This is a genomic window from Streptomyces physcomitrii (genome assembly GCF_012273655.1).
In the GTDB taxonomy this organism is placed as follows: Bacteria; Actinomycetota; Actinomycetes; order Streptomycetales; family Streptomycetaceae; genus Streptomyces; species Streptomyces physcomitrii.
This window is the reverse complement of sequence record NZ_JAAWWP010000012.1, coordinates 162,569-186,162: the sequence shown is the minus strand read 5'-3', so window position 1 is coordinate 186,162 and position 23,594 is coordinate 162,569. Positions and strand designations below refer to the sequence as shown.

Sequence of the window (23,594 nt, the reverse complement as noted above, 5' to 3'; positions counted from 1 at the left end):
GGTCCACACCGCGTGCGCGCCTGCCCCGGTTTACACGCGTCAAACCAGCCAGTGCCGCAGGTCACAGCTTCCCCTTCTGGCTTGATTTGCACCAATCGCGAGGTACGGACGCGGAGCGTGAGGGCGCTGTCGGTGGGGTGCGGCATGATGCCCGGGTGACTCAGCGACGGCTCATGCTCCTCGACACCGCCTCCCTCTACTTCCGCGCGTACTTCGGCATGCCCGAGTCGGTGCGGGCGCCCGACGGCACCCCGGTGAACGCCGTGCGCGGGCTGCTCGACTTCATCGACCGCCTGGTGCGCGACCACCGCCCCGACGAGCTGGTGGCCTGCATGGACGCCGACTGGCGGCCCGAGTGGCGGGTCGAGCTGATCCCCTCGTACAAGGCGCACCGGGTCGCCGAGGAGCACGCCGCGGGGCCGGACGAGGAGGAGGTGCCGGACACCCTCGCCCCGCAGGTCCCGGTGATCGAGGCGGTGCTCGACGCCCTCGGCATCGCGCGGATCGGCGTCGCGGGGTACGAGGCGGACGATGTGATCGGCACCCTGGCCACCCGGGCGAAGGGCCCGGTGGACATCGTCACCGGCGACCGCGACCTCTACCAGCTGGTCGACGACGCCCGGGGCGTGCGGGTGCTCTATCCGCTCAAGGGCGTCGGCTCGCTCCAGCTGACCGACGAGTCCTGGCTGCGCGAGAAGTACGGCGTGGACGGCGGCGGGTACGCGGATCTGGCACTGCTGCGCGGCGACCCGAGCGACGGCCTGCCGGGGGTGCCGGGCATCGGCGAGAAGACCGCCGCCAAACTGCTGGCCGAGTTCGGCGACCTGGCCGGGATCCTCGCGGCCGTCGGCGACCGCACCGCCAGGCTCACCCCGACCCAGCGCAGGCGCCTCGACGAGTCGCGGCCCTATCTCGCGGTCGCCCCGAAGGTCGTCCGGGTGGCCACCGACGTCCCGGTGCCGGAGCACGACCCGGCCCTGCCCACGGGGCCGCGCGATGCCGCCGCCCTGGACGAGCTGGCCGCGCGCTGGAATCTCGGCGGCTCCCTGGAGCGGCTGCTCACCACCCTCGGGGGCGCCTGAGGACGCGTACCGCCCCGGGCCGGAGTGGCGGGAGCCGACCGGGGGACCGTTCACCGGAAGCTGCTAACTTAGGACACCCTAAGTACAAATGCCGAGCAGTTGACGGGGAGTCCTCCATGGCCAAGCGTTCCGCACCCCAGGTACATCTCGCCGAGGTGGTCCGCACCGAGCGGCTCACCCCGCACATGCAGCGCGTGGTGCTCGGCGGCGAGGGCCTCGCGCAGTTCACGGCCGGGGACTGCACGGACCACTACGTCAAGATCCTCTTCCCGCCCGCCGGGGTCGGTTACCCCGAGCCCTTCGACATCCAGCAGATCCGCGCCGAGCTGCCCCGGGACCAGTGGCCGGTGACCCGTACCTACACGGTGCGCGCCTGGGAGCCGGAGAGCCGCGAGCTGACCGTCGACTTCGTGGTGCACGGCGCGGAGGGCCTGGCCGGTCCCTGGGCCGCCGCGGCCCGGCCCGGCGACCGCATCCGGCTGCTCGGCCCCGGCGGCGGCTACGCCCCGGACCCGGCGGCCGACTGGCATCTGCTCGCCGGTGACGAGAGCGCCCTGCCCGCCGTCGCGGCCGCCCTGGAGGCGCTGCCCCGGGGCGCCGACGCCCGGGCGTTCGTCGAGGTCGCCGGGCCCGAGGAGGAGCAGAAGATCACCACCGACGCGGAGATCGTCTGGCTGCACCGGGGCGGGCGGCCGGTCGGCGCCGCGCTGGTGGAGGCGGTCCGCGCCCTGGAGTTCCCCGCCGGGAAGGTGCACGCCTTCGTCCACGGCGAGGCGGGCTTCGTCAAGGAGCTGCGCCGCCTGCTCCGCGTCGAGCGGGCGATCCCCCGCGAGCAGCTCTCGATCTCCGGATACTGGCGCCTCGGCCACAACGAGGACGGCTGGCAGGCCTCCAAGCGCGACTGGAACGCGGAGGTCGAGGCCGAGCAGGAGAGCGGCACCGGGACGGCCTGAGCGGTCCGGGCCGGCCGAGGGGGCGGCCCGGCCGAGGGGACGACGGGCGGGGCCGAGCGGGCGAGCGGTGCGGAGGCAGGCGCCCATGGACCGGACCCGGCTGGGGCGTCCAAGGCCGGACCCGCCCGCGCCCGCCCCCGTACGCTGGACCGTGATGAGACGCAGACCGCAGGTTCCCGGCTGCCCGCTCCCCCAGCGTGAGGGAGTGGATCCGGTACGGCTGCGGCTGCCGGGCGAGGGGTCCTGGGCCACCGTCCGGGACCACCTGGCCGAGCGCCTCGCCCCGGGGGCCGCGGTCGTCGACGCCATGCTGGACCGGGGTGAGTTCGTCCTCGCGGACGGCGCCGCCGTGACCCGGGCGACCCCGTACGAACCGGGGCTCTTCGTCTGGTTCCACCGGGAGCCGGCGCCCGAGGAGCCGGTGCCCTTCGGGATCGAGGTGGTCTACCGGGACGCGCACATCCTGGTCGCCGACAAGCCGCACTTCCTCGCCACCACCCCGCGCGGCTCGCACATCACCGACACCGCGCTGGCCCGGCTGCGCCGCGAGCTGGACCTGCCGCAGCTCGGCGCCGCCCACCGGCTCGACCGGCTGACCGCCGGTCTGGTCCTGTTCACCCTGCGTCCCGAGGAGCGCGGCCGGTACCAGACCCTCTTCCGGGACCGCCGGATCCACAAGGAGTACGAGGGGGTGGCGCCGTACCGGCCCGAGCTGGCGCTGCCGCGCACCGTGCAGAGCCGGATCGAGAAGGAGCCCGGGCGGCTCACCGCCGAGGAGGTGCCCGGCGAGCCCAACGCCGTGAGCCACATCGAACTCCTCGCGCACCGCGCCGGGCTCGGCCGCTACCGCCTGCTCCCCACCACGGGCCGCACCCACCAGCTCCGGGTGCACATGAACGCCCTCGGCATCCCCCTCCTCGGCGACCCGCTCTACCCGGAGGTGGCCCCGGCCGACACCCCGGAGGACCTGGGCAGCCCGCTCCAACTCCTCGCCCGCACCCTGGAGTTCACCGACCCGGTGACCGGCGGCCGGCACCGCTTCGACAGCCGCCGCCGGCTCTCGGCCTGGTCCGGCGCGGAGTACGGGACGGCGGACGGCGGGACAGCGGACGGCACGGAGCAGCCGTGCTGAGCGGCGCCCCCGCGCCGGGCCGCCCCGCCCGGTGGAGCCGCCCGGGCCCGCCCCGCGCCGTGAACCACTCCCCCGTACCGGCCGGGCGGCGGATACTGGACTTATGAGCATCCCGGACACCGGAATCGCGGAGCTGCGCCGGCGGCTCGGCCGGAGCCTGTTCGCGCGGGTGGCCGGGCCCGAGGGTGAACGGCACCGCGCGCGTATCCACGACACCCCGGGGCCGCGTTGGTTCGCCCCGGAGCGGCCCATCCGCACCGTGCACGCCGACGCCGCCATGTACACCGGCGGACTGAGCGCGCTGCTGCTGCAGTCCCTGCATCCGCGGGCCATGGCCGCTGTCGCGGCGCACTCGGGCTACCGCGGCGACCCCTGGGGCCGCCTCCAGCGGACCAGCTACTTCCTCGCGGTCACCACCTACGGCACCGCCGAGGACGCCGAGCACGCCGTGGACCGGGTGCGTTCGGTTCACGAGCGGGTGCGCGGGGTGACCGCGGAGGGCCTCGACTACCACGCCGGGGACCCGCACCTCCTGGAGTGGGTGCACACCGCCGAGGCCTACTGCTTCCTGCGCGCCCACCGGCTCTACGGGGCGGCGCCGCTCTCGGACGCCGACTACGACGCGTACGTGGCCGACACCGCCGAGGTGGCCGGCGCCCTCGGCGCGCTCGACCCGCCCCGGGACGTGGCCGCGCTGCGCGCCCGGCTGAAGGCCTACCGCCCCGAGCTGCGTGCGACCCCCGAGGCCCGGGAGGCCGCCCGCTTCCTGCTGCTGCGGCCCCCGCTGCCCCTCGCGGTACGCGGCCCGTACGCGATCCTCGCCGCCAACGCGGTGGCGCTGCTCCCGTCCTGGGCCCGGGCCATGCTCTGGCTGCCGCGGCTGCCCCTGGTCGAGACGGCGGGCGTACGTCCCGCGGGCCGGATCCTGACCCGGGCCATCCGCTGGGCCAGCAGCCCGCCCTCCGAGGACTGAACGGCCGTGCGGACCAGCCCACTTGACCCGCCCGACTGCGCTCAGATCCTGCCCGCGCGCCCCGTCTCGACGTCCAACTCCTCAGCCGCTCAAGGACCTTGACCCGACCGGGAGGCAACTCCCCTCTCGCTCACCGCCCTTGGCCCCGCCACCACCGCAGGAGGCGCCGGCCGAGGCCGCCGCGGCGCTCGCTCTGGGCGTGGCGGGCGGCACCGGGGGCGGTCGCCGGTGCGGTGGCGGCCGGTTCCGGCGCGGGCTCCGAGGCGGGCACGGGTGCCGAAGTCGCCGCCGTCGGGGCCGAGTTCGCGGCCGAGTTCGCGGTCAGGGAGGAGACCTCCCAGTTGCCGCGCGGCGCCGGTACGGTGACGGCCTGCCCGGCGGGTTCCTGCGGAGGCCGGGGCGCGAACTGCACCGGCAGCTCCACCAGGTGCCGCGAGAGCACCGAGGACCGCCAGCGCAACTCTCCCTCGGGCACGGCGAGTTCGACATCCGGCAGTCGCATGAAGAGGGCGTCCACGCCGGTGTCGGCGATGGCGCGGCCGAGGTCCTGGCCGGGGCACTCGTGCGGCCCGCCGCTGAAGGCCAGGTGCGCCCGGTTGCCCTGCATGGGGGCCTCGGGGTCGGGGCGTACCGCCGGGTCGACATTGCCCGGGGCGATGCCGAGGATGAGTCCGTCGCCCGCCCGGATGTGCTTGCCGCCCAACTCGGTGTCCTGGGTGGCGAAGTAGCCGACCATGGCGCTGAACGGCGGCTCGTCCCAGAGCGACTGCTCGACCGCCTCCGGCACCGTCATCCGGCCGCCGTTGAGCTGGGCGCGGAAGCGCGGGTCGGTGAGCACCATGCGCAGCACATTGGCGATGAGGTTGGCGGTGGCCTCGTAGGAGGCGATGAGGACCAGGCGCAGGTGCTGGGCCACCTCCTCGTCGGAGAGCCGGGACTCGTGGGTGATCAGGGCGCTGGTGAAGTCCTCGACCGGCCGCTCCCGGCGGCGGCGCACCAGCCGGGTGAGCGCCGCCATCACATGGGCGTTGCTGGCGATGGCGGTCTCGGTGCCCTGGATCATGTCGCGGGCGGCCTGCACCATCCGCTCGTCGTACTCCTCGGGCATGCCGATGACCTGGCACATCACCATCATCGGCAGGTGCTCGGCGAAGCGGGAGACGAGGTCGGCGCGGCCGTCCTCGCAGAACTCGTTGACCAGGCGCTGGCTGAAGCGGTTGATGTGGCGGCGCACCCCGCGGTGGTCGATGGTGGCCATCGCGCCGGTCACCGCCCCGCGGAGCCTGCGGTGCTCGGCGCCCTCGACGAAGCTGCACATCGGCTGCCAGGTGAAGACCGGGGCGAGCGGGTGGTCGGGGCCCGCGGAGCCGTCCTGGACGGCTCGCCAGTGGCGTGAATCGCGGGTGAAGTGCGAGGAGTTGCGCACCATCCGGAGGTTCTCGGCGTGCCCGAGGACCGCCCAGACCGGCAGGTCGTCGTGGAGCAGGGCGGGGGCGACCGCCCCGTGCTCGGCGCGCATCCGCTCGTAGACGGCGGCCAGGTCCTCCGCCTCGGGTCCGTACAGGCGGTGCGCACCGCCGGGCCCGCGGCCGTGCGCGGGGCAGCCCGGCGGGGGCGCGGGGGCGGTGTCGTCGGTGCCGGGTCGGTAGGGCGAAGGGGTCGTCACGGTGTCGCTCCGAGGTTCCGGTTCCGGGTGAGGGCGTACGTGCGGTGGGGCCGTCTGATCGGTCAACTGGGGTGCGCGGCAGTGGAGTCGGGGACCCGGCGGGCTCCCGCGAGGGGCCGTGCTCAGGACGGGGCGGTGCTCAGGGAGTGCAGGAAGCGCATCAGGCTGAGCAGGACGTCCCGGCTGGAGGCGCGGCGGCGGGCGTCGCAGTGCAGGATCGGGATCTCCTCGGGCAGGTCGAGGGCGGCGCGGAGTTCGGCGACCGGGTAACGGGGCGCACCCGGAAAGGAGTTGACCGCCACCACGAAGGGCACCCCGCGTTCCTCCAGGCGCCCGATGACGTCGAAGCTGACCTCCAGGCGCCGGGTGTCCACCAGGACGACGGCCCCGAGGGCGCCCTCGAAGAGCCCGTTCCACAGGAACCAGAAGCGCTCCTGGCCGGGGGTGCCGAAGAGGTAGAGGACCAGCTGCTCGGTGATGCTGATCCGGCCGAAGTCCATGGCGACGGTGGTGGCGGTCTTCGTGGCGGAGCCGTAGTCGTCGTCGATGCCGATCCCGGCCTGGGTCATCGTCTCCTCGGTGGTCAGCGGTCTGATCTCGCTGACCGAGCCGACCATGGTGGTCTTGCCGACCCCGAAACCGCCGACGATCACGACCTTCACCGCGGAGGCGGCCGTCGCCGGGAGCACGTCCTCGCGGCGGGGACCGGCGAGGGTGTCAGAGCTGTTGAAGTCCATGCATCACCGCTTCGAGAAGGGTCCGGTCCGGGAGCGCCGAGCGGACGACCGGGGCACGCGCCTCGACGAGCCGGGCCGCCAGCAGCTCGGTCAGCAGTACGGTCACCACGCTGAACGGCAGGTTCAGATAGGCGGAGAGTTCGGCCACCGACAGCGGGGTGGCGCACATCCGCAGCAGGGCGGCCTGTTCGGGCGGCGCGGTGGGCGGCGCCTCGCCCCGCGCCACGATCAGGGTGACCAGGTCGAGAGCGGCCCGCTCGGCCGCCTCGGTGCCCCCGGTCAGGACGTACAGGCGCTCCGGGTTGGCGGCCGACCCGGTCGGGGCCCGCCGTTCGCGCCGCGCACCGGTCATACGGGCTGCCCGTCGCGGCGGGGCGGGCTGGTCAGATGGGCGCCGATGCGGACCACCAGGTCGCGCATCCGGTTGCCGATCAGCCCGGCGTCGACGGTCTCGTCGGCGAGTACGGCGAGGTAGGCGCCGGCGCCCGCGGCCATCAGATAGAAGAAGCCGCCGCTGACCTCGATGATGACCATCCGCATCCGGCCGTCGCTCTCGGGGATCTCGGTGGCCACGGCCGCGGCCAGGCTCTGGAGTCCCGCGCAGGCGGCCGCGATCCGGTCGGCGGCGTCCGGATCGCCCCCGTACCGGGCGATGCGCAGTCCGTCGGCGGAGAGCACCACGATCTGGCGGGTCTGGGGGACGCCGTCGGCGAGTTCCTTGAGCATCCAGTCGAAGTTGGCGCGCTGGTGGATCACTGGTGGTTTCCCTCCTCCTCGGACGCCGGGTGGCGGCGTCCCTCGGCGCTGGTCTCGTCCGAGCCGCTCGCGCCGGTCATGAACGCCTCGATCCACAGGCCCGGTTCGGGTTCGCCGTCGCCGCCGCGCGCCTCGCGGGCGGGCGCGGCCTGGGCGCGTTCCGCGAGGCGGCGGGTGTACGAGGAGCGGACCCGGCTGCGGCGCTGCGGGAGGCCGTTCGGGGTCCACTCCTCGATCTGGGGCGGGTCGAAGGACTCGGCGACCACGGCGGGGACCAGCGGCGGCGAGGCGATGGGCCCGGTCGGCTGCCGGTGCCGCTTGGCCGGGCGGGCGGGCTCCTCGATGAGCCGCCCCTCCTCGTTGACCCGGGGCACCGCGGCGGCGCCGATGCCGTGCGCGAGCGCGGGTGCCGGGGCGGTGGTGAGCATCTCGCGGGGCACGACCAGCACGGCGCGTACGCCGCCGTACGCGGACTGCCGCAGCGAGACCTGCATCCCGTACATCTGCGCGAGCCGCCCGACCACGGCCATGCCGAGGCGGGGGGTCTCGCCGAGGTCGTTGAGGTCGATGCCCACCTGGGCCTGGGCCAGCATCCGCTCGGCGCGGGCCCGGGCCTCCTCGCTGAGGCTGACGCCGCCGTCCTCGATCTCGACGGCGACACCGGTCTGCACCTCGACGGCGGTGACATGCACCCGGGTCTGCGGCGGCGAGTAGCGGGTGGCGTTGTCGAGGAGTTCCGCGCAGGCGTGGATGAGCGGTTCGACGGAGGTGCCGAGGACGGCCACGTCCACCAGGGAGTGCAGATCGACGCGCTGGTAGTCGAGGATCCGGGACATCGCCCCGCGCAGCACGCTGAACAGCGGTACGGGGCCGGGCCATTGGCGGCCGGGCCGGGCGCCGCCGAGCACCGTGACGGAGTCGGCGAGGCGGCCGATCAGGGCGGTGCCGTGGTCGATGCGCAGCAGGTCGTCGAAGACCTCGGGGTTGCGGCCGTGGTCCTCCTCCATCTCGCGCAGTTCGGCGGCCTGGCGGTGGACGATCGCCTGCACCCGGCGGGCGATGTTGACGAAGGCGAGCTGCGCGGACTCGCGCATCGCCCGCTCGTTGTCCACGATCTCCAGGACATCGCGCAGCAGCGCCCGACCGGCCATCGGCAGATCGCGGTGGACCGGGTCGGCGTCCACCAGCGCCCCCACCACCTCGGCGGGCGACTCGCCCCGGCCGAGCCGCAGCAGCGCCTCGGGCAGCAGATCGCGCCCGAGGCGGACGCTCTGCTCCTCGTGGGCGTCGGTGCGGCGCTTGAGGAAGGCGATCTGGTGGGCGTGCCGGGCGCGCAGCCGCCGCGCCGTACGGAAGCCGCGTACCGCCTGGGCCGCGACGGCGAGGACGAGGAGCAGGCACACCGCCCCGCACACCGCGACGGCCGGCCGCGCCTCTTCGTCCACCAGGGCCGCGGCGGCCGCGGCCACCGCGGCCATCAGCACGGCGGGCAGCAGCAGTACGCGCACATAGGGGACTTCGCGGCCGGTGGGAGGCGGTTCAACACTCACCATGTCTGCCCTCTGAAGACTTCCTGACGGGGGACCTAGGTCGTCGCGCGCCGCCGGGAGCAGCCGGATCCGGGCACACATAGGGTGCATAGGGAACCAAGGCCCGAATACGTCTCAACTCGGTGCGCTGCGGGCGAGCTTAGTCCCGCCGCAGCCACCGCATGTCATATTCCGCAAGGCCCTGAAATCGCCCGCCAGGAGTCCTAGACTCGACTCCATTTGCACGCAGCGAAGTCGCCCGCTCGCAGAAGGTGATCACGTATGGACGCGTGCGCACCGCGGCCGGAAGGCGCATCCGGAATACCTCGACCCCGCTCACCCCCGGCCGCCGGGGGCGGGCACCCGGTCTCTGACCAGCCAGTTCGATACCGCTTCGAACGGGTAGCGTTTCACCGAGACGCAAAGGGCAAGGCGCTGTACATGACAACACTTTCGCGCAACGCCTCGACCGCCAGCAGAGTCATCGCGCTCGCCGCGGACATCCTCGCCTTCATCATCGGGCTGTGGATCGTGCTCTACCTGCTGGACGCCAACCCGGGCAACGACCTGGTGCAGGTCACCCATGACACGGCCCGCTGGCTCGCCACCTGGTCCCACGACCTGTTCACCTTCGACAAGGAGTGGGCGCGCGTGGTCTGCGGCTACGGTCTGGCCGCCGTCGTCTACCTCTTCGTCGGCCACGCGATCGCGGGCCGCCTGCGCAAGCACTGAGCCCCGGCCGGTCCGGCGCCGCCCCCGGGCGGCGCCCCGCGCCGACGGCCGCCGAGGGTCAGCCCACCGAGGAGTACGCCACCACTCCGCGCAGCACCGCCTCGACCGCGCGCCGGGCGTTCTTGGCGACCGTCGACTGCTCGGCGGGCGCGGCGGCGGCAATCTGGCCGAGCACGTCGATGACCTGCTTGCACCAGCGCACGAAGTCGCCGGCGGGCATCTCCGCCTCGCGCAGCACCTCGTCGAGCCCCTTGCCGGAGGCCCACATGTACACCGCCCAGGCGAAGCCGAGGTCGGGCTCGCGCTGCCCGACGCCCTCGGTCTGGCTGATCCCGAACTCCTCCTCGACCGCGTCGAGCCGGCCCCAGATCCGCACCATCTCCCCGAGCGCGGCCTTCGCCTTCCCGGACGGCACCTTCGGCGCGACCGCGTCGTCCCCGATCCGCGACTCGTACACCAAGGCCGAGACGCAGGCGGCGAGTTCGGCGGGCCCGAGGCCCTCCCAGACCCCGTCCCGCAGGCACTCGCTGGCCAGCAGGTCGAGTTCGCCGTAGAGGCGGGCGAGGCGCCTGCCGTGCTCGGTGACCTCGTTCCCCCGGAGGTAGTCGAGCTCGGTCAGCAGGGCGACGATCCGGTCGAAGGTACGGGCGATGGTGTTGGTGCGCCCCTCGATACGGCGCTCCAGCTGGCCGGTGTCGCGCAGCAGCCGGTGGTAGCGCTCGGCCCAGCGGGCGTGGTCCTCGCGCTCGCCGCAGCCGTGGCAGGGGTGCGCCCGCAGCTCCGCCCGCAGCCGGGCGATCTCCTGGTCGTCGGCGGCCGCCGCGCGCTGCTTGCGGTGCCGCTCCGGGGCGATGTGCCCGGCCTTGGTCCGCAGTGCCGAGGCCAGATCGCGCCGGGACTGCGGGCTGCGCGGGTTGAAGGACTTGGGGATGCGCATCCGCTCCAGCGGCTCCACCGGCACCGGGAAGTCCATCGCGGCCAGCCGCTTGACCTGGCGCTCGGCGGTCAGCACCAGCGGGCGCGGCCCGTCGTGCTGCTCGAAGCCCCGGTGGCCGTTGGAGCGGCCGGCGGCGAGGCCCGGGTCGAGCACCAGGGCGAGCCCGGCGAACTTGCCGGTGGGCACGTGGATCACATCACCCGGCTTCAGCTTCTCCAGCGCCGAGGCGGCCGCGGCGCGGCGCTGCAGGGCGCCCTGCCTGGCGAGTTCGTTCTCCCGGTCCTTGAGCTGGCGGCGCAGCGCCGCGTACTCCTCGAAGTCGCCGAGGTGGCAGGTCATCGAGGCCTTGTAGCCCTCCAACCCCTCCTCGTTGCGCTGCACTTGGCGGGAGATGCCGACCACCGCGCGGTCCGCCTGGAACTGCGCGAAGGAGGTCTCGAGCAGCTCCCGCGAGCGGTGCCGCCCGAACTGCTGGACCAGATTGACGGCCATGTTGTACGAGGGCCGGAAGCTGGACCGCAGGGGATACGTACGCGTACCGGCGAGTCCGGCGAGGTGCTCGGGGCTCATCCCGCGGTGCCAGAGCACGACGGCGTGGCCCTCGATGTCGATGCCGCGGCGGCCCGCGCGCCCGGTCAACTGGGTGTACTCGCCGGGGGTGATGTCGGCGTGCTGCTCGCCGTTCCACTTGACGAGCTTCTCCAGGACCACGGACCTGGCGGGCATGTTGATGCCGAGCGCGAGGGTCTCGGTGGCGAAGACCGCCTTGACCAGACCGCGGACGAACAGCTCCTCCACGACCTCCTTGAAGGTGGGCAGCATGCCCGCGTGGTGGGCGGCGATCCCGCGCTCCAGGCCCTCCAGCCACTCGTAGTAGCCGAGGACGTGCAGGTCCTCGCGGGGGATGGACTCGGTGCGCCTCTCCACGATCTCGCGGACGGTGGCGCGCCCCTCCTCGTCGTTGAGCCGCAGCCCCGCGTACAGGCACTGCTGCACCGCGGACTCGCAGCCGGCCCGGCTGAAGATGAAGGTGATGGCGGGCAACAGGCCCTCGGCGTCGAGGCGTTCGATGACCTCGGGGCGGCCCGGTGTCCAGATCCGGGTGCGCTGGCGGCGCTCGCGCTCCCGGTCGGCCTCGCGCATCGCCCGGCCGCGGCGGCGGTCCTTGCCGAAGGCGGGGCGGCTGGCGTCCATCCTCGCCATCCGCGTCAGATCGGGGTTGACCGCTCTCTTGCGGCCCTCGCCCTCCTCGAAGAGGTCGTACATCCGCCGCCCGGCCAGCACGTGCTGGAAGAGCGGGACCGGGCGGTGCTCGGAGACGATCACCTCGGTACGGCCGCGGACGGTGTCCAGCCAGTCACCGAACTCCTCGGCGTTGGAGACCGTCGCCGAGAGGGAGACCAGGGTGACCGACTCCGGCAGGTGGATGATCACTTCCTCCCAGACGGCGCCGCGGAAGCGGTCCGAGAGGTAGTGCACCTCGTCCATGACCACATAGCCGAGGCCGAGCAGGGCCTGGGAGCCCGCGTAGAGCATGTTCCGCAGCACCTCGGTGGTCATCACGACCACCGGGGCGTCGGAGTTGACGCTGTTGTCGCCGGTGAGCAGGCCGACCTTGTCGGCGCCGTAGCGCGCGGCGAGATCGCTGTACTTCTGGTTGGAGAGCGCCTTGATCGGCGTGGTGTAGAAGCACTTCTTGCCCTGGCCGAGCGCCAGGTGGACGGCGAACTCGCCGACGATCGTCTTGCCGGAGCCGGTGGGCGCGGCGACCAGCACCCCCATGCCCTCTTCGAGCGCCTGGCAGGCCTCGGTCTGGAAGGGGTCGAGCCCGAAGTCGTACATCTCGCGGAAGGAGGCGAGTGCGGTCGCCTGCTCTGCGGCACGCCTGCGTGCTGCCGCATATCGCTCGGCCGGTGAGAGATCCTCTGTCATCGTGCTTTCGAGACTACCGGCCACCTCTGACAGTGCACGATCTTTATGAGGATCGTCCTACCGGCCCCGCTCGGAGCCCGAGAAACCGCACCGCCCCCGGCACGCACTCGGCGGTCAGCGGCAGCGCCCCCACCGGGTCCCCGTCCGCGTACGCGGTGACCCCCGGCGCAGCCAGCTCGACCCGGGCGGCCCGGTGCACGGTGACCGAGGGGTGGTCGAGGTGGGTGCCCTGGTAGACCCGCGGGAAGACCCGCAGCAGATCGGTACGGCTCGCCTCGCCGACGACGGTGACCTGGAAGAGCCCGTCGTGCATGTCGGCCCCGGCGCAGATCCGCATCCCGCCGCCGTAGGAGGGCCCGTTGCCCACCGCGACGAGGGTCGCCTCGATCTCCCGCACCTCTCCCCCGTCGAGCCGTATCCGGTACGGGATCGGCCGGAAGGCGGCCAGCTCGGCCAGGATGGCGAGGTCGTACTTGAACCGGCCGAGCGGCAGCCGGATCCGGTTGCCGCGGTCGTTCACCCGCGAGTCGAAGCCGGAGGCGAGCACGGTCCCGAACCAGGTGCCGGTGCCTGCGGCGGCGCTTCCGGGGCTCGCGCCCGCGCTGCCGGGGGCCGCACCGCCGGGGTCCGTGGCCTCGGGGCCTTCCGCGCCCGGGCCGGGGCCGCCGATCCCCGCGGTCCCGGCGGCGACCCGGCCGAGGTCCACCGGGGTCGCCCGCAGCGGCTCCGCGGCGGGCACCGCGAGTACCCGGGTGAGCTCCAGGGCGGCGGCCCGGGGGTCCCGCAGCGGAAGTCCGAGCGAGCGGGCCAGGTCGTTGCCGGTGCCGACGGCGACCAGGCCGAGCGGCACCTCGGTACCGCCCACCACCTGCAGGGCGAGCCCCGCCATGCCGTCACCGCCCACGGCGATCAGGGCGTCGGTGCCCTCGGCGACGGCCGCCCGCGCCTTGCCCACGGCCTCGGCCGCGTCCTTGCCGACGACCGTGCGGACCCGGTGGCCCGCCGTCCGCAGCAGGTCGGCCACCGGTCGGGCGGCCCGGGCACCGCGGCCGCGGCCGGCGGTGGGATTGACGAAGAGGATGATCTCGCGGGTCACGGCTGGACGATATAAACCGCCGCCCGCCAGGGCAACAGCTCCGGCAGAGCCCGCGGACTCCGTTGCCGCGGGCCGCCGCTGACGCTCCGTCGGCTGGGCGGCGGCGGACGCCCCGGGAACCGCTCGGGTCACGTCCCGGGAACCGCTCAGGGCACATCCCGGGTACGGCTCGGGTCACGTCTCCGGGACCCCTCGATAGCTAGGGCCCGGGACGGCTCAGGTCACATCGTCGTAGCCGTTGACCCGGTGCGGGTCCGAACCGGCCTGCTCCGGCAGGGCGGGCGCGGAGGCCACCGCCTCCACCTCCTCGATCTCCTCCGGGGAGTCGAGCTCCGAGGCCTCGTCCTCGGAGGGGCCGAGCGCGGCGATACGGGCCTTGCGGCGGTCGTTGACCAGGGAGAACCCGGCGGCGACGAAGTACAGGAAGCAGATCGGCCCGGCCAGCGCCAGCATGGTCAGCGGGTCGGTGCTGGGCGTGACGAGCGCGGAGAACACGGTGATGCCCATGATCATGCCGCGCCACCAGCCGATCATCCGGCGGCCGGTGATCATGCCGGTGAGGTTGAGCATCACGAGCAGCAGCGGCAGTTCGAAGGAGAGCCCGAAGACGATCACCATGCGGGTGATCAGGTCGAGCAGTTCGTCCAGGGGCAACTGGTTGTCGAGGTTCTCCGGCGAGAGGTCGAGGAGCACCGTCGCCATGGTGGGCAGCGTGAGGTAGGCGAAGAGGGCGCCGCCGAGGAAGAGCGGGAAGCCCGCGCCGACGAAGGCGAGCGCGTACTTCTTCTCGTGGCGGTGCAGCCCGGGAGCGATGAAGGCCCACAGCTGGTAGAGCCAGATCGGCGAGGCGAGCACCACACCGGCCGTCAGGGAGACCTTGAGCGCCAGGGTGAAGGGCGTCAGGAGTCCGTTGAGGACGATCCGGGCACAGGTGCCGCTCTCCTGCTTCGCGAGCTCGGAGAAGCTGGCCTCGCAGCCGACGGCGTCGAGGATCGGTTCGGTGAAGAACTCGATCATGTCCTTGTAGAAGAAGGCAGCGACCACCGTGACCACGACGATCGCCAGGACGGCCTTCGCGAGCCGGTTGCGGAGCTCACGAAGATGATCGCCGAGAGACATCCGTCCCTCGGGATCCTTCTCCTTCTTGCGGGCAGACTTGAGCAACCCACGTCCTCATCTCGTACCGCGAGCCGGTCGGTTCCGGCCCTGAGTCAGCGCTTGGTGGAGTCCGTCGGCTCGCTGACGGGACGCGAGCTGTCGACGTCGCCGGGAGCGGCCTGGATGGTGCGCTGCTGCTCCGAGACGGGCGGGTCGGCCGGGGTCTGGTCCTGGTCCTTCCCACCGTCGTTCTTCATCGCCTTGGCCTCGCTCTTGAGGATCCGGGCGGACTTGCCCAGCGAGCGCGCCATGTCCGGGAGCTTCTTCGCGCCGAACAGCAGGATGATGACGACAAGGATGAGAATGATCTCGGGAGCGCCGAGCTTTCCAGAAAACATGTCTACCTTCTCACCGAGGCGGCGTGGGCGATGCTGCCCGTCGACCGGATGCGTCCCGGCCACCGTGCTGTCCGAGATCGTAACGCTCAGGGGTGAACGTGCGGCAATACCTGCGCGTACTCCCGGTCACGGCCCGCGCCCCATTCCTCGGGCCGTGCGCAAAAGCCTACCTGGCGGGTGGCCGGGCCCGACAGACACGATCCGTTCAAGCCCGCCGCCCGGTGCCGGGCCGGGTGCTCAGCGCAGATCCGTGGGCAGGCTCTCGCCGTGCGCGCGGGCCGCGGTCATCGCGGCCCGCTCCAGTTCCTCGGAGGCCCGGCCGATCTCCTCGGTGGCCCGCGCCACCTGCTGCCCGAGCCGCTGCGCCTCCGTGAAGACCCGGACCGCCAGTACACCGAGGACCGCGATCCCGGCGAAGCCGAGTCCGATCGCGAGCATTGCCCAGAACATGCTGCGAGCTTAGGGGAGGGTGCCCGAAGTCCCGGCATCCGCCCGGCAGAACGGGCTCGGGGCCCGGGCACCCGTCAGGACTTCGGCTGGAGCCGCAGGGTGCTGACCCCGCCGCCGCTGAGCAGTTCGACGATGCGCTCCCCGGCGGGCTTGCGGACGGCCGCGCCGCACTCGGGGCAGGTGAAGGAGTAGAAGGTGGTCCGGCTGGACCCGCCGACGGCCAGCCGCAGGGCGCCCGCGGGGAGTTCGAAGCGCGCCCGGCAGTCGGGGCAGCCGGCCCGGAACCGCACGGGCTCACCCGCTCCGGGGGCGGCGGTGACGGACTCCTCGGCGGGCCCGGTGGTCTCCCGGACGGCGGAGGGCGCCGGTTCCCGGGCGACGGTGAGCGCGGGGGCGCCGCCGTCCGGCCCGCCGGTGGCGCCCGGTCCGCCCGGCCCCCGGCCGCTCACAGCCGCTCCCGGTCCGCGTCGAGCCCGTCGTAGGCGGCGAGGGCCCGGCGGGCGGCGTCCCGGGCGCTGTCGGCCAGCTCCCGGGGCGCGACGATCCGGCCGTCCTGGCCGAGCCGCAGGGCGAGGCGGCGCAGCGAGCCCGGGTCGGGGGCGCGCAGGCTGATCCGCAGCCCGCCGTCGGGCAGTTCCTCGGCGCTGTCGTGCGGGTAGTACTCGGCGACCCAGCGGCCGCCGGGGCCCACCTCGACCACCACCTCCGGGTCCTCGGCGGCGGGCTGCACCAGGCCCTCGGAGAGGTCGCGCAGCTCCACCTCGGGCGGCTCGGAGGGCTCGTCGAGGACCTTGATCTCGGCCACCCGGTCGAGGCGGAAGGTCCGCCGCGCCTCGGAGCGGCGGCACCAGGCCTCCACATAGGTGTGCCCGATGCTGACCAGGCGGATCGGGTCGATCTCGCGGTCGGAGAGCTCGTCGCGGGCGGGCGAGTAGTAGCGGATCCACAGCCGCCGCCGCTCGGAGATGGCCCGGTCGACATCGGCGAAGACGCCGCCCTCGGACTCGAAGGTCACCGAGAGCCGGGCGCTGGCCCCGGCCGCCTCCCCGGCCGCGGCCTCCAGCTTCGCGGTGGCCCGCAGCAGGGCCCCGCGGTCGCTCTCGCGCAGCCCGGGCAGGGTGGCCACGGCGCGTGCGGCGACCAGCAGCGCGGTCGCCTCGTCGGCGGCCAGGCGCAGCGGCTCGGCCACGTCGTCGACGTTGTGCCACCAGATGTGTTCGCCGTCGGTGTCGATGTCGAGCAGATCGCCGCCGCGGAAGCTGGTCCCGCACAGGGGCAGTACGTCGAGGTCGCTGATCAGCTCGTCCTCGCTGACCCCGAAGGCGCGGGCCACGTCGGCCACCCGGGCCCCCGGGCGCTCCTTGAGGTAGGTCACCAGGGAGAGCATCCGGCGGGTCTGGTCGATGGCGTTCGCGGGGCGGGCGATACGCGCGGGTCCGGCAGTCACTTCGCTCCCCCTCAGCCCTTGGCCACGGCACGCAGCCGGTCCACCACATCGGCCCGCAGCTCCGCGGGACCGAGCACCACCGCGTCCGGCCCGAACTCCACCAGCCAGGCGTCCAGACCGCGGCCGTACGGGATCTCCAACTCGTCCCAGCCGTCGCCGAGTTCGCGCACCGACAGGGCCCTGGCCCGCAGCGGGTAGCCGGAGCCGGTGCGCAGCCGGATCCTGGCGGTGCCCTCGCCGCCCTCCCCGGCCCAGCTCGCGACGGTCTCGCGCACCGTGACCACATCGGGCACCTCGGCGGTGAACCGGCCCGCCCTGCTGCGCACCTTGCCGGTGATCCGGGAGAGCCGGAAGACCCGCTCGGCGCCGCGGTCCCGGTCGAATCCGGCCAGATACCAGTGGCCGCGCCAGCACTCCAGGGCCCAGGGCTCGACCTGGCGGGGCTCGGGGCGCACCGCGTTGGACTTGCGGTAGTCGAAGGCGACCGGCCTGCGGTCGCGGCAGGCCAGCATCAGCGGTTCGAAGGCGCTCTCGTGCACGGGGATCCGGGGTTCGAGGGCGCCGTGGGTGGACTCGGGTCCGGTCTCCTCGGGCAGACCCGCGGCGCGCAGCTTCTGCAGGGCGCCGCTCGCGGCACCGGCGAGGCGCGCCTGCTGCCAGACCTTGGCGGCGAGGCCGAGGGCCGCCGCCTCCTCGGGGTCGAAGGCGACGGGCGGCAGGCGGTTGCTGTCCCGGCGGGCCAGATAGCCGACGTCGCCGTCGAGGTTCTCCACCGTCTCGATGACCAGGCCGAGTTCGCGCAGATCGTCCTTGTCCCGCTCGAACATCCGGTTGAAGGACTCCTCGGAGCCGGCGGAACCCCGCTGGAAGGCCTCGACGTAGGCCTCGATGGAGTCACGCAGCTCGCGCTTGCTCAGCGCCCGGCGTGTGCCGAGGAGGCACAGCGCGAGGTTCATGAGCCGCTCGGCCTTGGCAATGGCCATCTACGCCCTTCCTCACGGTCCTTCGGCTCCGACCGTATCGCTCCGGTGTTGATCGGCAAAAGCCGAGGGCCCCTGCCCTCGGGCACGGGTCCTCGGCTCTGCGGCTGCCCGGGTCCGCCGCTCGGGCGGGCCCCGGGGCCGGGATCTCTCAGACGGCGACCAGGTCGCAGACGAAGATCAGGGTCTCGCCCGGCTTGATGCGGCCGCCACCGGCGCCGCGGTCACCGTAGGCGAGGTGGGCCGGGATGGTCAGCTGCCGGCGGCCGCCGACCTTCATGCCCTGCACCCCCTGGTCCCAGCCGCTGATGACCTGGCCCGCGCCCAGCTGGAACTGGAGCGGGGTACCGCGGTTCCAGCTGGCGTCGAACTCCTCGCCGCTGGAGAAGGCCACGCCCACGTAGTGGACGGAGACGGTGTCCCCCGCCTTGGCCTCGGGGCCGTCGCCGACCGTGATGTCCTTGATCTCGAGGTCGGCCGGGGGCTCGCCGCCCGGGAAGTCGACCTCGGGCTTGTCGATGCTCACGTCACTTGCTCCTGTTGGTGCGGATGACAACCGGGACAGTCTCGCATCCCGGGACTCACATCTTGGCCAGGATGTCCACGCAGAAGACCATCGTGGAGTCCTTCTTGATGGGGCTGCCCTGCGGCGGCTTGTCCCCGTAACCCAGCTTCGGCGGGACGACGACCAGCACCCGGCTGCCGACCTTCTTGCCCGTGAGCCCCTGCGCCCAGCCCTTGACGACCTGGTTGAGGCCGAACTGGGTGAGCTGCTTGCGGCTGTACGAGGAGTCGAACTCCTTGCCGTTGTCCCACAGGACGCCCTTGTACTGGACGAGGACGGTGTCGGTGGCCTTCAGCTCCTCACCGTCGCCCTCGATGACGTACTGGTCGATCAGCTTGGTCGGCGCCTTCGCCTTCGGCACCTCGATGGTGGGGGCCTTGCCGTCGGTGTTGGTGGAGACCTTGGGCACGTCGATGTTGTCCTGCGCGACCTTCTTGCCCTTGGCGGAGCTCTTGGCGTTGAAGGTGTCCACGACGTCCACGACGAAGACGAGGGTGCTGTCGCCCTTGATGCCGGCCTTCGGGTTGCCCTGCTTGCCGTATCCCAGCTCCGGCGGGATGGCCAGCTCGACCCGGCTGCCGACCTTCTTGCCGACCAGGCTCTGGTCCCAGCCGGGGATGACCTGGCCGACGCCGATCTGGAAGATGGCGGGCGCGCCGCGGTCGAAGGAGTTGTCGAAGACCTTCGCGCTGTCCCAGATCTGGCCCAGGTAGTCGGCCTGGAGGTAGTCGCCCTTGGCCACCTCGGTGCCCTTGCCGGGGATGAGGGTCTTGACCGCGAGGTCGGAGCTGGGCTTGCCGGGCCCCTTGGCCACGGTCGGCTTGTCGCGGAACCCCTTGCCGCCGGTGACCGCGGGCAGCGGGCCGTCCACGATCTTCGCCTTCGGCGGCGAGGAGGACGAGGGGGACGAACTGCTGCTGGGCTTCTTGCTCTTGTCGGACTTGTCGTCGCCGCACCCGGCGAGAGTCAGCAGTCCGGCCGGGACGGCGAGGAGTAGGGAGCGTCGGCGCACGGTGGGGGCCTCGTATCGATCGATCTTGTGGTGGGCGTGCGCGCCACCTTACTGACGAAAGCGGCGTCTTGGGCCCGGGAGAGCCCGGATGTCCCGGCCCGCTCCCCTGCGGGGTCCGCCGTGCCGCACGGCAGAGGCGACGCGAGGCGTCGTACGCACACAACGTACGACGCCTCGCGTGACGTTCCCGGCCCACCCTCACCGGATGGGGTGAACTCACATGCCGGCGATGAGCTTTTCCACCCTGTCGTCGACCGAACGGAAGGGGTCCTTGCACAGCACGGTGCGCTGCGCCTGGTCGTTGAGCTTCAGGTGGACCCAGTCGACCGTGAAGTCCCGGCGCTGCTCCTGCGCCCGGCGGATGAAGTCGCCGCGCAGCCGGGCCCGAGTGGTCTGCGGGGGCACCGACTTGCCCTCGAAGATCTTCAAGTCGCTGCAGATACGGGTGGCCTGGCCCTTCTTCTCCAGGAGGTAGTAGAGGCCGCGGCGGCGGTGGATGTCGTGGTAGGCGAGGTCTATCTGCGCGACCCGCGGGTGCGACATGGTCATGTTGTGCTTCTCGCGGTACCGCTCGATGAGCTTGTACTTCATGACCCAGTCGATCTCGGTGCCGATGCGGTCGAGGTCCTCCTGCTCGATCGCGTCGAGGGTGCGCTCCCAGAGTTCGAGGACCTGCGCCACGGTGCCGGTGCGGATGCCGCGCCGGTCGACGAAGTCGGCGGCCTTCTCGAAGTACTCGCGCTGTATCTCCAGGGCGGAGGCCTCGCGGCCGCTCGCCAGGCGCACCTTGCGGCGTCCGGTGGTGTCGTGGCTGACCTCGCGGATGGCCCGGATCGGGTTCTCCAGGGTGAGGTCACGCATGACGGTGCCCGCCTCGATCATGCGCAGTACGAGGTCGGTGGCGCCGACCTTCAGGAGCATGGTCGTCTCGGACATGTTGGAGTCGCCCACGATGACGTGGAGCCTGCGGTAGCGCTCGGCGTCCGCGTGCGGCTCGTCGCGGGTGTTGATGATCGGACGGGAGCGGGTCGTCGCGGAGCTGACGCCCTCCCAGATGTGCTCGGCCCGCTGGCTCACGCAGTACACCGCACCGCGCGGCGTCTGCAGCACCTTGCCCGCGCCGCAGATGAGCTGGCGCGTCACCAGGAACGGAATGAGGATGTCCGCGAGCCGCGAGAACTCACCGTGCCGCGCGACGAGATAGTTCTCGTGGCAGCCGTAGGAGTTTCCCGCCGAGTCTGTGTTGTTCTTGAAGAGATAGACGTCGCCCGCGATTCCCTCCTCGTGCAGGCGGCGTTCGGCATCGACCAGCAGGCCTTCCAGAATGCGCTCGCCGGCCTTGTCGTGGGTGACGAGTTCCGTCACGTTGTCGCATTCGGGAGTTGCGTATTCCGGGTGCGATCCCACGTCGAGGTAGAGGCGGGCGCCGTTGCGCAGAAAGACATTGCTGCTGCGGCCCCATGACACGACACGGCGGAAGAGGTACCGCGCCACCTCGTCAGGAGACAGGCGGCGCTGTCCCCTGAACGTGCATGTGACGCCGTACTCGTTCTCCAGCCCGAAAATGCGGCGGTCCATGACTGAACATTACGCCTGACGGCGTGTACCCAAACCGGGTTCGGCGGCACCGTTTCGATCATTTTCCGAACCGCGGGCCACCAGAGCGCTCTTCGAGGGCGCCGCGAGCACCCGCGCGGTGGCCGCCACGACCAGCAGGGCCAGGGCTCCGACGATCGCCGGGACCGCGAATCCCGGGCGGATCCCGCCCCATTCGACCACCGGCCCGGCGGCGGCGGTGCCCACCGCCGTGCCCACCGTGAAGGTGGTCACCAGCCAGGAGAAGGCCTCGGTGACGGTGCCGCGCGGGGCGTGCCGGTCGACCAGGACAAAGGCGCAGGCGATGCACGGCGCCAGGAAGACGCCCGCGAGCACCGAGAGCAGGGTCATCGCCACCGGACCCGGGGTCAGCACCAGGGGGAGGTAGCAGACCGTCAGAAGGGCGACCAGGACGGCCAGCCGCCGGTGCGGCTCCCCGCTCCACTGCCGCGCCCCGTAGACCGATCCGCCGAGCAGCGCGCCGAAGCCGATGCCCGCCATGATCCAGCCGTAGACGGAGTCGCCGCCGTTCTCGTCGGCGTAGGCGACCCCGGCGACCGCGATGGAGCCGAGCGCCATGCCCACGAAGAGCAGGGCGCCGAGCAGCGCGAGCAGCCCCGGTGAGCGCAGCGCGCCCAGCCAGTGGGCCTCGCGGGGCGCGCTGCGCCAGCGCCGGGAGGGCTCCGAGACGACCACCGAGAGCGCCCCGAGCACCCCGATGAGGCTGAGCAGCAGCAGGGCGCCCTGGGCCGACCAGAGCGAGACGAAGAGGGTGATGAGCAGGGGGCCCACGGTGAACATGACCTCCTGCGCCACGGCGTCCATCGCGTAGGCGGTGTGCACCTGTTCCTCGCGGTCCAGGACGTCGGACCACAGGGCGCGCAGTCCGCCTTCGAGGGGCGGGGTGAGCAGCCCGGCGAGGGCGACCGTCGGGTAGGCGGCGCCGAGGGCCGAGGGCCCGGTGAAGGCGAAGGCGGACATGGCGAGCGCCGAGGCGAGCGCGGCGGGCAGTTGCACCCGGGGCTGTCCGTACAGGTCGACGAGGCGGCCGAGGAGGGGCTGCCCGACCGCGTTGGCCACCCCGTACACCGCGGCCAGCGCCCCGGCGAGGCTGTAGCTGCCGCCCTCCGCGCGGAGGAAGAGCACGATCGCGATCGCGGCCGTGGCATTGGGCAGCCTTCCGACCAGGGTGCCCGTGAGCAGCCTGGCCGCGTGCCGTGCCCTGAGGATCTCCAGATACCCCGCCGCCATCCCCGGCCCTCTCCCCCACCCTCACGGCGGATGATCAGTAATACGTATAACGTCGCCACCCATACGTACCATGAGGCCCACCCGGAGTCCACTCGGCCGCCCGCCCCGCGCACCCGCCGGGCGGGCGTGCCGAGCCCCGGAACACCGGACCCGACACCGACGACCTACGACGGAGGCACCCGTGAGGCACGCCGCACCGGAGGGGGGAGCCGGCCGTCCCGCCGCCGCCCGACCCACCAGCCGGGACGTCGCCCGCGCCGCCGGGGTCTCGCAGGCCGCCGTCTCGCTGGTGCTCGGCGAGAAGTGGCGCGGGCGGGTGTCCGAGGCCACCGCCGATCGGGTCCGGGAGAGCGCCCGGACGCTCGGCTACCGGCCGAACCTCGCCGCCCGCAATCTCCGCCTCGGCCGCACCCGCACCGCGCTGCTCGTCGTCCCCGCGCTCACCAACGAGTTCTTCGCCCGGGTCTACACCGGCGCGGCCGAGGTCGCCGCCGACCACGGCTTCGGCGTCGTCCTGTACCCCTCCCCCGGCGGCGTCGGCCCGGCCCGGGACCCCTTCGACTCCGCCCGCGCCCTCCTGGACGGCGTGATCGCCTCCTCGATGGCCGCCGAGGCGCTGGCCGCCATCCGCGGCGACGAGCTGCCGCTGGTGATGCTCGACAGCGACCCCGCCGACAGCCGGGGCGCCGCCCTGGTCAACCTCGGCATCGCGGAGGGCATGCGCCAGGTCGCGGACCATCTGCTCGCGCTCGGGCACCGGCGCTTTCTGCATCTGGCCGCGGACATCGACAGCTGGACCTTCCGGGTACGCGCCCGGATGCTCGCCGAGCGGCTCGCCGAGGCGGGCGCCGAGCTGCGCACCGCGCCCACCCCGCTCTCCGTCGCGGGCGCCCGGGAGGCCGCCGGGTCCGCACTCGGCGCCCCGGGCCCCCCGCCCACGGCGCTGGTCTGCGACGACGACCTGCTCGCGGCCGGGGCGCTGAAGGCCGCCCGGCGGCTCGGGCTGCGGGTCCCCGAGGATCTGTCGGTCACCGGCTTCGACGACGTCATGCTCGCGGGCGCGCTGGATCCCGAGCTGACCACCGTGCATCTGCCCGCCGAGGAGTTCGGCCGCCAGGGCATGCGCACCCTGCTCACCGTCCTCGACGGCGAACGCCCCGCGCCGCTCACCCTCCCGGCCCGCCTGGTGGTACGGGGCTCTACCGCGCCGCCCGGAGCACGCGGGGACTGACCGACCGGTCGGCGCGCTCCCGGTCGTACGAGCCGGCTGAC

The 23,594-nt window shown here is 72.9% G+C and carries 23 protein-coding genes; 6 read left to right on the top strand and 17 right to left on the bottom strand.

Going from position 1 to position 23,594, the window contains the following annotated elements:
- The first annotated feature begins 173 nt into the window (after positions 1-173).
- The 4 genes from HFV08_RS20330 (at position 174) to HFV08_RS20315 (ending at position 4,140) form a co-directional block, all read left to right on the top strand.
- A complete protein-coding gene (locus HFV08_RS20330) occupies positions 174-1,082 on the top strand; it encodes a 5'-3' exonuclease (protein WP_168541236.1) in 909 nt (302 codons plus the stop codon).
- Positions 1,083-1,198: 116 nt separating this feature from the next.
- Complete coding sequence (locus HFV08_RS20325; protein WP_210430547.1) at positions 1,199-2,035, top strand: siderophore-interacting protein; 837 nt, start codon at positions 1,199-1,201, stop codon at positions 2,033-2,035.
- Between the two features lie 154 nt (positions 2,036-2,189).
- Positions 2,190-3,167: an RluA family pseudouridine synthase gene (locus HFV08_RS20320; RefSeq protein WP_168541162.1), complete on the top strand. Its 978-nt coding sequence runs from the start codon at positions 2,190-2,192 to the stop codon at positions 3,165-3,167.
- A gap of 103 nt (positions 3,168-3,270) precedes the next feature.
- A complete protein-coding gene (locus HFV08_RS20315) occupies positions 3,271-4,140 on the top strand; it encodes an oxygenase MpaB family protein (RefSeq protein WP_168541161.1) in 870 nt (289 codons plus the stop codon).
- Positions 4,141-4,270: 130 nt separating this feature from the next.
- On the opposite strand, the gene HFV08_RS20310 is transcribed toward HFV08_RS20315, so the two are convergent.
- From HFV08_RS20310 to HFV08_RS20290, 5 genes are all read right to left on the bottom strand, one after another.
- Complete coding sequence (locus HFV08_RS20310; RefSeq protein WP_168541160.1) at positions 4,271-5,806, bottom strand: cytochrome P450; 1,536 nt, start codon at positions 5,804-5,806, stop codon at positions 4,271-4,273.
- 122 nt (positions 5,807-5,928) lie between these two features.
- Positions 5,929-6,543, bottom strand: a complete 615-nt coding sequence (locus HFV08_RS20305; protein WP_168541159.1) for a GTP-binding protein — start codon at positions 6,541-6,543, stop codon at positions 5,929-5,931.
- The gene (locus HFV08_RS20300) at positions 6,524-6,895 is read right to left on the bottom strand and encodes a DUF742 domain-containing protein (protein ID WP_168541158.1); all 372 of its coding nucleotides are present in this window, start codon (positions 6,893-6,895) and stop codon (positions 6,524-6,526) included. The genes HFV08_RS20305 and HFV08_RS20300 overlap by 20 nt, the downstream gene beginning before the upstream one ends.
- Positions 6,892-7,299 carry a roadblock/LC7 domain-containing protein gene (locus HFV08_RS20295; RefSeq protein ID WP_168541157.1) on the bottom strand — a complete coding sequence of 136 codons (408 nt, stop codon included), beginning with the start codon at positions 7,297-7,299 and terminating at the stop codon, positions 6,892-6,894. Before HFV08_RS20295 ends, HFV08_RS20300 begins: the two co-directional genes overlap by 4 nt.
- Positions 7,296-8,852, bottom strand: coding sequence for a sensor histidine kinase (locus tag HFV08_RS20290; protein WP_168541156.1), 1,557 nt, complete (start codon positions 8,850-8,852; stop codon positions 7,296-7,298). The genes HFV08_RS20295 and HFV08_RS20290 overlap by 4 nt, the downstream gene beginning before the upstream one ends.
- Positions 8,853-9,269: 417 nt before the next feature.
- Between HFV08_RS20290 and HFV08_RS20285 the strand changes: the two genes are divergently transcribed.
- Positions 9,270-9,560, top strand: a complete 291-nt coding sequence (locus HFV08_RS20285) for a hypothetical protein (RefSeq protein ID WP_168541155.1) — start codon at positions 9,270-9,272, stop codon at positions 9,558-9,560.
- Between the two features lie 58 nt (positions 9,561-9,618).
- On the opposite strand, the gene HFV08_RS20280 is transcribed toward HFV08_RS20285, so the two are convergent.
- The 12 genes from HFV08_RS20280 to HFV08_RS20225 form a co-directional block, all read right to left on the bottom strand.
- Entirely contained in the window at positions 9,619-12,429 is a 2,811-nt protein-coding gene (locus tag HFV08_RS20280; RefSeq protein WP_168541154.1) for a DEAD/DEAH box helicase, read from the bottom strand.
- Positions 12,430-12,472: 43 nt separating this feature from the next.
- Positions 12,473-13,525 (bottom strand): diacylglycerol kinase family protein, encoded by a 1,053-nt coding sequence (locus HFV08_RS20275; protein ID WP_168541153.1) that lies wholly within the window; start codon positions 13,523-13,525, stop codon positions 12,473-12,475.
- A gap of 216 nt (positions 13,526-13,741) precedes the next feature.
- The gene (gene tatC / locus HFV08_RS20270; RefSeq protein ID WP_168541152.1) at positions 13,742-14,689 is read right to left on the bottom strand and encodes a twin-arginine translocase subunit TatC; all 948 of its coding nucleotides are present in this window, start codon (positions 14,687-14,689) and stop codon (positions 13,742-13,744) included.
- A gap of 47 nt (positions 14,690-14,736) precedes the next feature.
- Positions 14,737-15,021 (bottom strand): Sec-independent protein translocase subunit TatA, encoded by a 285-nt coding sequence (gene tatA / locus HFV08_RS20265; RefSeq protein ID WP_168541151.1) that lies wholly within the window; start codon positions 15,019-15,021, stop codon positions 14,737-14,739.
- Positions 15,022-15,258: 237 nt separating this feature from the next.
- Positions 15,259-15,471, bottom strand: coding sequence for a hypothetical protein (locus HFV08_RS20260; protein WP_040254958.1), 213 nt, complete (start codon positions 15,469-15,471; stop codon positions 15,259-15,261).
- Between the two features lie 74 nt (positions 15,472-15,545).
- The gene (locus tag HFV08_RS32575; protein ID WP_376770674.1) at positions 15,546-15,920 is read right to left on the bottom strand and encodes a hypothetical protein; all 375 of its coding nucleotides are present in this window, start codon (positions 15,918-15,920) and stop codon (positions 15,546-15,548) included.
- Positions 15,917-16,858 (bottom strand): helix-turn-helix transcriptional regulator, encoded by a 942-nt coding sequence (locus tag HFV08_RS20250; RefSeq protein WP_168541233.1) that lies wholly within the window; start codon positions 16,856-16,858, stop codon positions 15,917-15,919. The genes HFV08_RS32575 and HFV08_RS20250 overlap by 4 nt, the downstream gene beginning before the upstream one ends.
- Before the next feature lie 71 nt (positions 16,859-16,929).
- Positions 16,930-17,901 carry a helix-turn-helix transcriptional regulator gene (locus HFV08_RS20245; protein ID WP_168541150.1) on the bottom strand — a complete coding sequence of 324 codons (972 nt, stop codon included), beginning with the start codon at positions 17,899-17,901 and terminating at the stop codon, positions 16,930-16,932.
- 148 nt (positions 17,902-18,049) lie between these two features.
- A complete protein-coding gene (locus HFV08_RS20240; RefSeq protein ID WP_040254955.1) occupies positions 18,050-18,424 on the bottom strand; it encodes an FKBP-type peptidyl-prolyl cis-trans isomerase in 375 nt (124 codons plus the stop codon).
- A 55-nt stretch (positions 18,425-18,479) separates the two neighbouring features.
- The gene (locus HFV08_RS20235) at positions 18,480-19,475 is read right to left on the bottom strand and encodes an FKBP-type peptidyl-prolyl cis-trans isomerase (RefSeq protein ID WP_168541149.1); all 996 of its coding nucleotides are present in this window, start codon (positions 19,473-19,475) and stop codon (positions 18,480-18,482) included.
- Positions 19,476-19,691: 216 nt separating this feature from the next.
- Positions 19,692-21,053 carry a Pup--protein ligase gene (pafA, locus tag HFV08_RS20230; RefSeq protein WP_040254953.1) on the bottom strand — a complete coding sequence of 454 codons (1,362 nt, stop codon included), beginning with the start codon at positions 21,051-21,053 and terminating at the stop codon, positions 19,692-19,694.
- Between the two features lie 9 nt (positions 21,054-21,062).
- On the bottom strand, positions 21,063-22,322 hold the full coding sequence (locus HFV08_RS20225; RefSeq protein WP_168541148.1) for an MFS transporter: 1,260 nt from the start codon (positions 22,320-22,322) through the stop codon (positions 21,063-21,065).
- Positions 22,323-22,503: 181 nt separating this feature from the next.
- Between HFV08_RS20225 and HFV08_RS20220 the strand changes: the two genes are divergently transcribed.
- A complete protein-coding gene (locus HFV08_RS20220) occupies positions 22,504-23,553 on the top strand; it encodes a LacI family DNA-binding transcriptional regulator (protein WP_312885752.1) in 1,050 nt (349 codons plus the stop codon).
- The last annotated feature ends 41 nt before the right edge of the window (positions 23,554-23,594 follow it).

Coding starts and splice junctions, on each gene's coding strand:
- HFV08_RS20300 (WP_168541158.1), bottom strand. CDS start 6,895: ATGACCGGTGCGCGGCGCGAACGGCGGGCCCCGACCGGGTCGGCCGCC.
- HFV08_RS20320 (WP_168541162.1), top strand. CDS start 2,190: ATGAGACGCAGACCGCAGGTTCCCGGCTGCCCGCTCCCCCAGCGTGAG.
- HFV08_RS20305 (WP_168541159.1), bottom strand. CDS start 6,543: ATGGACTTCAACAGCTCTGACACCCTCGCCGGTCCCCGCCGCGAGGAC.
- HFV08_RS20325 (WP_210430547.1), top strand. CDS start 1,199: ATGGCCAAGCGTTCCGCACCCCAGGTACATCTCGCCGAGGTGGTCCGC.
- HFV08_RS20245 (WP_168541150.1), bottom strand. CDS start 17,901: ATGGCCATTGCCAAGGCCGAGCGGCTCATGAACCTCGCGCTGTGCCTC.
- HFV08_RS20330 (WP_168541236.1), top strand. CDS start 174: ATGCTCCTCGACACCGCCTCCCTCTACTTCCGCGCGTACTTCGGCATG.
- HFV08_RS20225 (WP_168541148.1), bottom strand. CDS start 22,322: ATGGCGGCGGGGTATCTGGAGATCCTCAGGGCACGGCACGCGGCCAGG.
- HFV08_RS20280 (WP_168541154.1), bottom strand. CDS start 12,429: ATGACAGAGGATCTCTCACCGGCCGAGCGATATGCGGCAGCACGCAGG.
- HFV08_RS20260 (WP_040254958.1), bottom strand. CDS start 15,471: ATGTTCTGGGCAATGCTCGCGATCGGACTCGGCTTCGCCGGGATCGCG.
- HFV08_RS20315 (WP_168541161.1), top strand. CDS start 3,271: ATGAGCATCCCGGACACCGGAATCGCGGAGCTGCGCCGGCGGCTCGGC.
- HFV08_RS20290 (WP_168541156.1), bottom strand. CDS start 8,852: ATGGTGAGTGTTGAACCGCCTCCCACCGGCCGCGAAGTCCCCTATGTG.
- HFV08_RS20285 (WP_168541155.1), top strand. CDS start 9,270: ATGACAACACTTTCGCGCAACGCCTCGACCGCCAGCAGAGTCATCGCG.
- pafA (WP_040254953.1), bottom strand. CDS start 21,053: ATGGACCGCCGCATTTTCGGGCTGGAGAACGAGTACGGCGTCACATGC.
- tatA (WP_168541151.1), bottom strand. CDS start 15,021: ATGTTTTCTGGAAAGCTCGGCGCTCCCGAGATCATTCTCATCCTTGTC.
- HFV08_RS20250 (WP_168541233.1), bottom strand. CDS start 16,858: ATGCTCTCCCTGGTGACCTACCTCAAGGAGCGCCCGGGGGCCCGGGTG.